The sequence below is a fragment of the Micromonospora sp. DT44 genome (genome assembly GCF_049841635.1).
GTDB lineage: Bacteria > Actinomycetota > Actinomycetes > Mycobacteriales > Micromonosporaceae > Micromonospora.
In genome coordinates this window covers 26,139-37,959 of the sequence record NZ_JBNCKS010000012.1, presented here as the reverse complement: position 1 = coordinate 37,959, position 11,821 = coordinate 26,139, and the positions used below count along the sequence as shown (strand labels likewise).

The window sequence follows — 11,821 nt, the reverse complement described above, 5'->3', positions numbered from 1 at the left end:
TGGCGCGGAACCCCCCCCGCGGCCCCCGGCCCGCGCGCGGCCCCCGCCCCCCTCCCCTCCCCCCCCCCGCGGGGGGGGGGGCGGCCCCCCCCCCCCCCCCCCCACCACACCACCCCCGCACCGCGCCCACGAAGGGAGTACGAGGGACCGCCACACCGCACCGACACGGGGGACCTGGCCTGCCTGACGAAAGGGAGAGCGCAGCTCATGGCCAACCACACCACCGGCACTCCGCACCACCTTCGACACCCGGGCCGGGCAGGGTTGGCCGCCATCGCCGCCACCCTGCTCGCGGCCACCACCCTGACCGCCCTCGCGGTCACCGGCAGTGCCACCCCGGCCTCGGCGGCCGGGTTGTCCCCCTTCGACATCTCCGGCCGAGGCGCCACCGTCCCCTTTCTCGAGCAGGAGGCGGAGAAGGCCGCGCACAACGGCACGAAGATCGGCCCGGACCGGCGCTACGGCACGCTGCCGTCGGAGGCGTCCGGCCGGGAGGCGGTCACCCTCGACGCCGTCGGTGAGTACGTCGAGTTCACGCTCACCGCTCCGGCCAACGCGGTCACCTTCCGGTACAGCCTGCCGGACAACTCCGCGGGCACGGGCCGGGACGCCACCATCGACCTGCGGGCCAACGGCAACCTGCTGAAGTCGGTCCCGGTCACGTCGAAGTACGGCTGGTACTACGGCGGCTACCCCTTCAACAACAACCCGGGCGACACCAACCCGCACCACTTTTACGACGAGACCCGGGCGTTGTTCGGCAGCACCCAGCCGGCCGGTACGAAGATCCGGTTGCAGGTCTCCTCGACCGCCCAGTCACCCACCTTCACGATCGACCTGGCCGACTTCGAGGTCGTCGCGCCGATCGCGAAGCCCTCCGGTGTCATCGACGTGGTCACCGACTTCGGCGCGGACCCGACCGGCGCGACCGACTCGACCGCGAAGTTCCAGGCGGCGGTCGACGCCGGAAAGGCCCAGGGCCGGGCGGTCTGGATCCCGACCGGCACCTTCACCCTCTGGGACCACGTGGTGGTCGACGGGGTGACCCTGCGCGGCGCCGGCCCCTGGTACTCGGTGCTCGGTGGCCGGCACCCCACCGACCGCAAGCGGGCGGCCGGCATCTACGGCAAGTACGTCCCCGGCGGCGGCTACACCGGTGAGATCCGGTCGCACGAGGCGAACGGGCCGAGCCGCAACGTCACGCTGCGGGACTTCGCCATCATCGGCGACATCCGCGAGCGGATGGACGACGACCAGGTCAACGCGCTGGGCGGGGCGATGACCAACTCGGTGGTCGACAACCTCTGGTTGGAGAACACCAAGGTCGGCGCGTGGATGGACGGGCCGATGGACAACTTCACCATCCGCAACAGCCGGATTCTCGACCAGACCGCGGACGGGGTGAACTTCCACACCGGCGTCACCAACTCGACGGTGACCAACACGTTCGTCCGCAACACCGGTGACGACGCCCTCGCCATGTGGGCGCAGAGCCTGCCGAACGTCAACAACTCGTTCACCCACAACACCATCGGCGTGACGTTGCTGGCGAACCACCTGGTCAGCTACGGCGGTCGGGACATCAAGATCACCGACAACGTGACCGCCGACTCGTTGACCAACGGCGGTGGCATCCACGTCGCCAACCGCTACCCCGGTGTGCAGGGCGACACCGCGGTCCGGGGCACCTGGACGATCGCCCGGAACACGCTGATCCGCAACGGCAACTCGGACTACAACTGGAACTTCGGCGTCGGAGCGATCTGGTTCTCCGCCCTCAACGAGGCGTTCCAGCAGGCCACCATCAACATCACCGACACCGACATCCTGGACAGCTCGTACGCGGCGCTGCACTGGATCGAGGGCCAGACCAGCGGCATCAACCTCACCAACGTCCGCATCGACGGCGCCGGCACGTACGCGCTCCAGGTGCAGTCACCCAGCCAGGTGTCGTTCACCAACGTGCGGGCCACCAACATCGCGCAGAGCAACCCGATGCACAACTGCGTGGGTGGCGGCTTCCAGATCACCCAGGGGTCGGGCAACTCGGGCTGGTACACCTCGACCCCGTACTGCGGGCCGTGGCCCGAGCCGCAGTGGGGTGGCGGGCCCAGCACCCCGCCGACCACCGGCCCGACCACCGCGCCGCCCACGACCGCCCCGCCCACGACCGCGCCTCCGACGACCCCGCCGCCCACCGGTGGGAACCTGGCGCTGAACCGGTCGGCGGTCGCGACCAGCACCAACCAGAGCTACACGGCGGGCAACGTGGTGGACGGCAACGCCTCGACCTACTGGGAGAGCGCCAACAACGCCTTCCCGCAGTCGGTCACCGTCGACCTGGGCGCGGTCCGCTCGGTCGACCGGGTGGTGCTCAAGCTGCCCGCCGGCTGGGAGCAGCGCACCGAGACGCTGTCGGTGCTCGGCTCCACGGACGGCTCGTCGTACGGCACGCTGGCGTCGTCCGCCGGTCGGGTCTTCGCACCCGGCTCGGGCAACACCGTGTCGATCGGGCTGCCCTCCGGTAACCACCGCTACATCCGGGTCACCGTGACCGGCAACACCGGCTGGCCGGCCGCGCAGCTCAGCGAGGTCGAGGTGTACGGCGGCACGCAGACCACGGCTCCGCCCACCACCGCACCCCCGACGACCACCCCGCCCCCGACCACGCCGGCCCCCACCGGCAACCTGGCGGCCGGACGGTCGATCACGGAGACCAGCCACTCCGACGTGTACGCCGCGCCCAACGCGGTGGACGGCAACGCCAACACCTACTGGGAGAGCGCCAACAACGCCTTCCCGCAGTCGCTGACCGTCGACCTGGGCGCGAACCGAACGGTGTCCCGGGTCGTACTGAAGCTGCCGCCGTCGTCGGCCTGGCAGACGCGTACGCAGACCCTGGCCGTGCTCGGCTCCACCGACGGCTCGTCGTTCGGCACGTTGAAGTCGTCCGCCGGCTACACCTTCAACCCGTCCAGCGGCAACACGGTCACCGTGACCTTCACGGCGACCAGCCAGCGATACCTGCGCCTGACCGTCACCGGCAACACGGGCTGGCCCGCCGGTCAGCTCAGCGAGTTCGAGGTCTACTCCAGCTAGGCCGACGGCCCCCGCCCGACCAGGGCGGGGGCCACCGCACCGTCCCCCACCTGTCGCGGCACGACGGGCGTACCCCTGCACCCGTCACCGGGCAACGCACCCCACACCACCCCCGAAAGAGGTGTAGCGACCGATGTCCAGAAACGGCCCCACCCGAGGCACCCCGCGAACCGGCTCGCCCGGTTCGACCGTCCGAGCCGACCGATCGCCGGCCCGCCGCCGACTCCTCGCCGGCACGCTCGCCGGACTGCTCCTCGCCGCCGCTCCCGCCGTCACCCCCGCGACCGCGGCACCGGCGGCGACGCCCGCCTCCGCACCCGCGGGTTCCGCCCGCGCGGCCCTGCTCGCCGGGCTCTCGGCCACCATGAGCGCCAGCAGCTACAACCAGAACTACGTGGCGAGCAACGCGAACGACGGCAACGCCTCGACCTACTGGGAGAGCGCCAACAACGCGTTCCCGCAGTGGATCCAGGCCGACCTGGGCGCGACGATCGGTGTGGACCGGGTCGTGCTGAAGCTGCCGCCGTCGTCGGACTGGCAGACGCGTACGCAGACGCTGTCGGTGCTCGGCTCCACCAACGGCTCGTCCTTCAGCACCCTGAAGTCGTCGGCGGACTACACCTTCAACCCGAGCAGCGGCAACACCGCGACCGTCAGCTTCACCGCCGCCAGTACCCGATACGTCCGGGTGCAGGTCACCGGCAACACCGGCTGGCCGGCCGCGCAGCTCTCCGAGGTGGAGGTGTACGGATCCAGCGGCAGCACCGACACCCAGGCCCCCAGCGCCCCCGGCAACCTGGCCTACACCCAGCCGGCCAGCGGGCAGATCCGGCTCACCTGGTCGGCGTCGAGCGACAACGTCGGCGTGACCGGGTACGACGTGTACGCCAACGGCGCGCTGCGCGGCAGCGTCAGTGGCTCGACGCTGACCTACACCGACAGCCAGGCGGACAGCGCCACGGTCTCGTACTACGTGCGGGCCAAGGACGCGGCCGGCAACCAGTCGTCGAACAGCAACACGGTGACCCGTACCGGCACCAGCACCCCGCCCACCGGGAGCAACCTGGCGGTCGGCAAGCCGATCACCGCCTCGGGGTACGTGCACACGTTCGTGGCGACCAACGCCAACGACAACAACGTGGCCACCTACTGGGAGGGCAACGGCAACCCGAGCACGCTGACCGTGCAGCTCGGTGCGAACGCCAGCCTCAGCTCGATCGTGCTGAAGCTCAACCCGGACTCGGCGTGGGGTACGCGTACCCAGAACATCACCGTGCTCGGCCGGGACCAGGGTTCGTCGAGCTTCACCACGCTGGTCGGCGCGACGAACTACACGTTCAACCCGGGCAGCGGCAACACGGTGACCATCCCGGTCAGCGGCGCGGCGGCCGACGTGCGGCTCTCGATCGCCTCGAACACCGGTGCCCCGGCCGGTCAGGTGGCCGAGTTCCAGATCTTCGGCACCCCCGCGCCGAACCCGGACCTCACCGTCACCGGAATGTCGTTCAGCCCGTCCGCACCCGTCGAGACCAGCACCGTCACGCTCTCGGCGACCGTGCGGAACGCCGGTTCGGCGGCCTCTGCCGCGACCAACGTCAACTTCTACCTGGGCTCCACCCGGGTCGGCACCGCGTCGGTCGGTGCCCTCGCGGCCGGCGCGTCGACCACGGTCAGCGCCAGCATCGGCACCCGCGACGCGGGCAGCTACCCGCTCAGCGCGAAGGTCGACGAGTCGAACACCGTCGTCGAGCAGGACGACACCAACAACAGCTACTCCAACCCGAGCCCGCTGGTGGTGAGCCCGGTCGCCACCAGTGACCTGGTCGCCTCCTCGGTCGCCTGGTCGCCGGGTAACCCGTCGGCCGGCAACACCGTCACGTTCTCCGTGTCGATCCGCAACGCTGGCAGCGTGGCGTCCGCGTCCGGTTCCCACGGCATCACGCTCACCGTTCTCAACGAATCGGGCACCGTGGTCCGGACCCTGACCGGCTCGTACTCCGGCGTGATCAACGCCGGGGCCACCGTCGGCCCGGTCAACCTGGGCACCTGGACGGCGGCGAACGGCAAGTACACCGTCCGGGTCGTGCTCGCCGCCGACGCCAACGAGCTGCCGGTCAAGCAGACCAACAACACCTCCGACCAGCCGCTCTTCGTCGGGCGTGGCGCCAACATGCCGTACGACATGTACGAGGCCGAGGACGGCGTGGTCGGCGGCGGCGCGAACGTCGTGGGCCCGAACCGGACCGTCGGCGACGTCGCCGGTGAGGCGTCCGGCCGGCGTGCGGTGACCCTGAACTCGACCGGCGCCTACGTCGAGTTCACCACCCGGGCCAGCACCAACACGCTGGTCACCCGCTTCTCCATTCCGGACGCGGCGGGCGGCGGGGGCATCAACTCGACGCTCAACGTCTACGTCAACGGCACGTTCCACAAGGCCATCGACCTGACGTCCCGCTACGCCTGGCTGTACGGCAACGAGACCAGCCCGGGGAACTCACCGAGCGCGCGCGGACCGCGGCACATCTACGACGAAGCCAACGTCATGCTCAACTCGACCGTGCCGGCCGGCAGCAAGATCCGCCTCCAGAAGGACGCGGCCAACACCACCAACTACGCGATCGACTTCATCAACACCGAGCAGGTCTCGCCGATCGCCAACCCGGACTCGGCGCGGTACGCCACGCCGACCGGCTTCACCCACCAGGACGTGCAGAACGCCCTGGACCGGGTCCGGATGGACACCACCGGCAACCTGATCGGGGTGTACCTGCCCGCCGGCAACTACTCCACCTCGTCCAAGTTCCAGGTGTACGGCAAGGCGGTCCAGGTGACCGGCGCGGGCCCCTGGTACACCCGGTTCAACGCGCCGTCCGGCCAGGAGAACACCGACATCGGCTTCCGGGCCGAGAACTCGGCGGCCGGCTCGTCGTTCAAGAACTTCGCGTACTTCGGCAACTACACCTCGCGGATCGACGGCCCGGGCAAGGTGTTCGACTTCTCCAACGTGTCGAACATCGTGATCGACAACATCTGGGCCGAGCACCAGGTGTGCCTCTACTGGGGCGCCAACACCGACTACATGACGATCAAGAACTCGCGGATCCGCAACCTGTTCGCCGACGGCGTCAACATGACCAACGGCAGCACCAACAACCTGGTCAGCAACAACGACGCCCGGGCCACCGGCGACGACAGCTTCGCGCTGTTCTCGGCGATCGACGCGGGTGGCGCCGACATGAAGGACAACATCTACGAGAACCTGACGTCGACGCTGACCTGGCGGGCCGCCGGCGTCGCCGTCTACGGCGGCTACGGCAACACGTTCCGTAACATCTACATCGCGGACACGCTCGTCTACTCCGGCATCACCATCAGCTCGCTCGACTTCGGTTACCCGATGAACGGCTTCGGCGCGAGCCCGCCGACGAAGTTCGAGAACATCTCGATCGTCCGGGCCGGTGGGCACTTCTGGGGCGGGCAGACCTTCCCGGCGATCTGGGTGTTCTCCGCCTCGAAGGTCTTCCAGGGCATCCGCGTCAGCGACGTGGACATCGTCGATCCGACCTACAGCGGCATCATGTTCCAGACCAACTACGTCGGTGGGCAGCCGCAGAACCCGATCACCGACACGGTCTTCACCAACATCTCCATCAGCGGCGCCCGCAAGAGCGGTGACGCCTACGACGCCAAGTCCGGCTTCGGCATCTGGGCCAACCCCACGCCGGAATCCGGGCAGGGTCCCGCCGTCGGGTCGGTCACCTTCACCAACCTGCGGCTGAGCAACAACGCGGTGGACATCCAGAACCCCACGACGACCTTCACCATCAACCGCAACTGATTCACCCGGTAGCCGACGCCGTCGGGAGGTCCCACCCTCCCGGCGGCGTCGTGCCGTGCCGGCCCTCGCCCGCGGCGAACCGGGCCGCGCCGGCCAGCGCGTCGGTGTCCAGCGAATCCATCCCGTACGCCAGTTCGGTCGCCAGCGCCTCCGCCTCGGGCCGCCCGACGCCGGCCAGCAGGGCCGCCCGGTCGTTGCGCAGGCAGGTCTGCGGATGCCGGGCGATCGCCGCCGCCAGTTCCTCGGCTGCCGCCCGCGCCTGGCCCGGCGGCACCACCCGGTTGACCAACCCCATGGCGTACGCCTCGTCCGCCGGCACCGCCCGCCCGGTGAGGATCAGGTCCATCGCGCGGCTCTCCCCGACCAGTCGAGGAAGCCGGACCGTCCCGCCGTCGATGAGCGGTACTCCCCAGCGGCGGCAGAACACTCCGAGGGTGGCGTCGGATTCGGCGACCCGCAGGTCACACCAGAGCGCGAGTTCCAGGCCGCCGGCCACCGCGTACCCCGAGATGGCCGCGATCACCGGCTTGCTCAGCACCATGCGGGTGGGGCCCATCGGGCCGTCCCCCTCCGGCTCCACCCGGTTACCCCTCGGCGTGCCGATGGCCTTCAGGTCGGCCCCGGCGCAGAACGTGCCGCCCGCACCCCACAGCACGGCGACCGCCGCGCCCGGATCAGCCTCGAAGGCGCGGAAGGCATCCGCCAACGCCCGAGCGGTAGATCCGTCGACAGCGTTCCGAGCCTCCGGCCGATCCAGAATCACCGTAGTGACAGCTCCGCTGCGCTCCACCCGCACACCCATCCCGCCAGCATGCCCGCCGTGTCCGCGCCCCACAATCCTCGTCGATCTTGCAGTTTCGGTCGTCGGTTCGCGGCTTCTGCCCCGCTTCTTCGCGACAGGAAGTGCAAGATCGACGCGGAGGAGGGGGCGGCAGGTTTGTCGTCGGCGACCGGTTTGGGAGGGGGATGGCCGGGAAGTCGGTACTCGTGCGAGCGCTATTGACGAAAGTTGAGCAGGACTCCCGGCTGGACGGCGCGGGTGACCGGTTGCAGAAGGTGGTCCTGGGGACGCTGCGGCCCCGGCGACTGCGGGACCTGCTGCACGGCGTGACGCTGGGGCACCCGCTGCACCCGGCCATGGTGCAGGTGCCGGTCGGGGCGTGGATCAGTGCTGCCGTGCTGGACCTGATGCCAGGGCAGCGCCGACCGGCGACCGTGCTGGTCGGTCTGGGGACGATCAGCGCCCTGCCGGCGGCGGTCGCCGGCTTGAACGACTGGGCAGCGCTCTCCCGGGACCAGCGCCGTGTCGGCCTCGTGCACGCGGCCGCGAACACCGTCGGCGTCGGCCTCTACGCCGGTTCACTGGCGGCGCGGCTCTCCGGGCGGAGCGGCGTCGGCAAGGCGCTCGGGTTCCTCGGCCTCTCCGCCGTCAGCCTCGGCGCGTACATCGGCGGGCATCTGGCGTACAAGCAGGGCGCCCAGGTCAACCAGAGCGTGTCCGAGCTGCACCGGATGAGCGACGGGTGGCACTCGCTGGCCGACATGGCCACCCTGCCGCAGCGCACGCTGATCACCCGAGAGGTGGACGACGACATCTCGGTGATCCTCTACCGGCACGGTGACGAGGTCACGGTGATGCTGGAGCGGTGCCCGCACCAGAGCGGGCCGCTGGGCGAGGGCGAGGTCCAGGAGATCGACGGCCACGCGTGCGTGGTCTGCCCGTGGCACGGCAGCGCGTTCCGTCTCAACGGCGGCGAGGTCATGCAGGGACCCTCCGGCAACGACCAGCAGATCCTGCCCACCCGCATCCAGGACGGCGTGCTCCAGACCCGTCTCCCCTGACAGCGTGCTGCGGGGTCGACGAGGACCACCGGCCGCCCTCGACGCGCTGATGCCACATAGTCATCAAGATGACTATGTGGCATCAGTCTGTGTGTGGTGTCCGCTTCCAGGCGCGTCGGCAGTGCGCGCGGGCCACGGCGTTCGGGCCGCGCGTGGGCCACGGCACTTGGGCCGCGCGGGGGCATGGCGCTCGGGCGTCGGCCGCGCGGGGGCCACGGTGCTCGGCTCGAACGCCCGGGGGTCACGGCGCTCGGGCGCGACCGCGTGCCGGCCGCAGCTCCCGGGCGTCGTTGGTGCGGAACTCGGCGAGCGGGGCTGCGACCTGCGCGTGCGGGTGCCGGCTCAACCCCGCCGGTGCCGACCGCCCTGGACGTCGTCGTCCCATTCGCCGACGGCTCCGGCGCTACGACCGGGCAGGGCCAGCGGCATGCCGGTCGGCGGGCCAGTGGGCGGGGCAGGCGTCTCGGTGGCCGCCGCCGCACGACGGGCCGCCCAGGCGGCGCCACTGCCCGCTCGACCCGCGTCGCCGCTCCGACCGGGGCTGCCGCTAAGGCCGGGGCTGCCGCTCCGAGAGGCGCGGCTCTCGGTGGTGGAGCTGCCGCCGACTCCGGTTGACCGGCGTCGCGGGGTACGGGCGGCCGCGGTCAGCCGGGGTGCGGCGCCGGCCGTGGCCGGCCGACGACGGAGACCGAGGACCGCGCCGATCTGGGCGCCGACGATGCTCGCCACGGCCAGCACGGCGGAGACGGCCAGCGGTCGGTTCACCCGGTCGGTGGTTCCGGCCCGGGCCGCGCCGACGGTCATCGTGGGCGCCTGACCCGTCGATTCCGTACCGCTGGGGGGTGCCTGTTCCACCCGCTCCGGCGCGGACCGCTCCGGCGCCGGACGTGACGCGGGCGGTGTGGGCGCGGCGGGCCGGCCGACGAGTTTGCCGGTCGCGTGGTGGCGGGTGCCCTGGTCGGTGGCCTCCGCCGGGAGCCGGAGCAGTTGCCCGGGACGAATCCGGTCCGGGTCGTCCAGCCGGTTCAGCTTGGCGAGTTGCCGGTAGTCGTCGAACTCGTCGAGATACCGCTCGGCCACCTCGCCGAGGTAGTCGCCCCGCGCGACCCGGTATACCGGCGTTGCCTGGTCACCCCCGCCTGGCCCGCTGGGCGCGACAAGTCCGAGCGGCCCGCTCCCGACGGCTGCACGCGGCCCGCTCGCGGCCAGGCCCAACGGCGCACTCTCCGGAAGCCGGGCGCTGGTGGCCGACGCGCTCGGCTGGGCGTACGCCGGACCGCTGTAGACCGCGGCGGTGCTGGCGGCGGCCGGGCTGGCCGCGAGGATCAGGGCGACCGAACCGACCAGCGCGGCGGCGGCCTTCTGCTGGCGGCTCATTCCGGGCAGCTTCGGCGCCGGCCGGCGCAGGGTCTGCGCGCCCAACTCGACGAGGACGGAGAAGGTGAACGTCGCCCAGCCGAACCAACCGGCCAGCGCCAGGGCCCGCAGGAAGAGCTGCCCGTCGTCCCGACTGGTGAGGGCGGTGCCGACCTCGGCGAGGGTGGGCAGATGGTCAGGCAGGGGATTACCGGCGAAGGCGAGCAGCGCGATCGGCGCCCCTGCCACCAGGGCGCACAGCACGACGAGCGCGCCGAGGCCGGTGAGGACCCGTCCCGTCCGCCGTACGACGGACCGACCCGATGCGGACATGGTGGCCTTCCTTCCTACGGTCCTGTGGTGATGGCCCGCGCGGTCGCCTCGCCGGTGACGGTGACCCGGTCGGCGAAGCCGAACAGCCCGAGCATCGAGCGGCGGTAGGTGATCGTGAGGCGCACCTGGACGACGGTCTCCCCGGCGATCTGCGGGAAGCTCACGGTGTGGCCGGTGGTGCCGGCGGCGGAGAGGTAGTTGGCGACCGCGGCGCGGGCCTGCGGCTGGTTGATCCGCGTAGGCCCGCCCTCGATCGCGGTGGCCCGGTCGATGGCCTGCCCGCCCGCGCGGGCCGCCTCTGCCGCCAGGTTGTCGGCGCGTTGCAGCGTGCGGAGCTGGCCCGCGCCGTCGAACGAGAGGCCGACGATGGCCAGTACGCCGACCATTGCCACGGCCAGGAAGATGCTGACCCGGCCGTGGTCGCCGGAGAGCGTACGGACGTTCATCGTCGACTCCGGTAGCGGTCCAGCGGTGACGTGAAGCTGGCCCTGATGCGGTTTTCGGTGGGCATGCCGGGTATGGCGTTCAGCCGCAGGTCGCGGAAGGACACCCGGCACTCGACCGAGACGGTGACCGTCGCGTCCTGGCCGAGCGCGCTGCTGTAGGCCCGTTCGAAGGTGGTGGTGGTGTTGCCGACCGAGCCGCTGAACGTCAGGGTTGGAGTGCCGGTGCAACTGAGTCCTCGCCAGTCCAACTGCTGCTGAGCCGCGTTACGCGCATCCCTGCGGGCTTCGGCCGCAGTGCGGGAGATCGAGGCGGCGCGGGCCGCGTCGTGCGCGGCGGCGTCGATGGCCTCCGCCGCCACCGCGCTGCGTCCGGCCACACCGGCCAGCACCATCAGCGCGATGAACGCGGGGGCGAGCACCGCCACCTCGATGGAGACCGAGCCCCGCTCGGCGGCCCGGCTCACGGCGCGGTCACCCGTTCCACCGGCCCGTGCGCGGTCTGCAGGATCGGGAAGTCCACGCCGGGTACGACCGACAGGGAACGGCCGGTCACCGTGCAGGTCACGTCGACCTCGCTCGTCACACAGTTCGGACCGCCACCGACCTCCCAGCCCAGCAGCCAGCCGCCGGTGGCGGCCAGGAACCGGCGGGCGCTGGTCACCCCGGCGCCGTCGGACGCGTTGTAGCGCCGCTCGGCGTTGACCCCGCTCTGGGCGGCGTTCAACGCCGTGGAGCGGGCCAGGAAGACGGCCGCGACCTGGAGCGAGGCGAACAGGAGCACCAGGATCAGCGGCATCACCACGGCCAGTTCCACCGGGTTGGCGCCCCGCTCCCGGTCGCCGGCCACGATGTGGCGCCGGGCAGCGAGAACCGCCCGGCGCCATCTCGGGAACGCGGCTCGGACCAT

Annotated in this window: 8 protein-coding genes; 3 read left to right on the top strand and 5 right to left on the bottom strand. The window is 71.3% G+C overall.

Annotation, left to right across the window (positions count from 1 at the left end; genetic code table 11):
• Positions 1 to 207 precede the first annotated feature (207 nt).
• Positions 208 to 3,099 carry a discoidin domain-containing protein gene (locus ACLQ25_RS09265; RefSeq protein WP_425730488.1) on the top strand — a complete coding sequence of 964 codons (2,892 nt, stop codon included), beginning with the start codon at positions 208 to 210 and terminating at the stop codon, positions 3,097 to 3,099.
• A 133-nt stretch (positions 3,100 to 3,232) separates the two neighbouring features.
• Positions 3,233 to 6,937, top strand: coding sequence for a discoidin domain-containing protein (locus tag ACLQ25_RS09260; protein ID WP_425730487.1), 3,705 nt, complete (start codon positions 3,233 to 3,235; stop codon positions 6,935 to 6,937).
• A gap of 1 nt (position 6,938) precedes the next feature.
• On the opposite strand, the gene ACLQ25_RS09255 is transcribed toward ACLQ25_RS09260, so the two are convergent.
• Positions 6,939 to 7,739: a crotonase/enoyl-CoA hydratase family protein gene (locus tag ACLQ25_RS09255; RefSeq protein WP_425730486.1), complete on the bottom strand. Its 801-nt coding sequence runs from the start codon at positions 7,737 to 7,739 to the stop codon at positions 6,939 to 6,941.
• A 185-nt stretch (positions 7,740 to 7,924) separates the two neighbouring features.
• Between ACLQ25_RS09255 and ACLQ25_RS09250 the strand changes: the two genes are divergently transcribed.
• Positions 7,925 to 8,779: a DUF2231 domain-containing protein gene (locus ACLQ25_RS09250; protein WP_425730485.1), complete on the top strand. Its 855-nt coding sequence runs from the start codon at positions 7,925 to 7,927 to the stop codon at positions 8,777 to 8,779.
• A 342-nt stretch (positions 8,780 to 9,121) separates the two neighbouring features.
• On the opposite strand, the gene ACLQ25_RS09245 is transcribed toward ACLQ25_RS09250, so the two are convergent.
• From ACLQ25_RS09245 to ACLQ25_RS09230, 4 genes are read right to left on the bottom strand one after another with little or no spacing between them, the layout of a single operon-like run.
• A complete protein-coding gene (locus ACLQ25_RS09245; RefSeq protein ID WP_425730484.1) occupies positions 9,122 to 10,468 on the bottom strand; it encodes a LysM peptidoglycan-binding domain-containing protein in 1,347 nt (448 codons plus the stop codon).
• A gap of 14 nt (positions 10,469 to 10,482) precedes the next feature.
• Positions 10,483 to 10,914, bottom strand: a complete 432-nt coding sequence (locus ACLQ25_RS09240; protein ID WP_425730483.1) for a pilus assembly protein TadG-related protein — start codon at positions 10,912 to 10,914, stop codon at positions 10,483 to 10,485.
• Positions 10,911 to 11,378: a TadE/TadG family type IV pilus assembly protein gene (locus tag ACLQ25_RS09235; protein ID WP_425730482.1), complete on the bottom strand. Its 468-nt coding sequence runs from the start codon at positions 11,376 to 11,378 to the stop codon at positions 10,911 to 10,913. Before ACLQ25_RS09235 ends, ACLQ25_RS09240 begins: the two co-directional genes overlap by 4 nt.
• Positions 11,375 to 11,821, bottom strand: coding sequence for a TadE family protein (locus ACLQ25_RS09230; protein ID WP_425730481.1), 447 nt, complete (start codon positions 11,819 to 11,821; stop codon positions 11,375 to 11,377). The genes ACLQ25_RS09235 and ACLQ25_RS09230 overlap by 4 nt, the downstream gene beginning before the upstream one ends.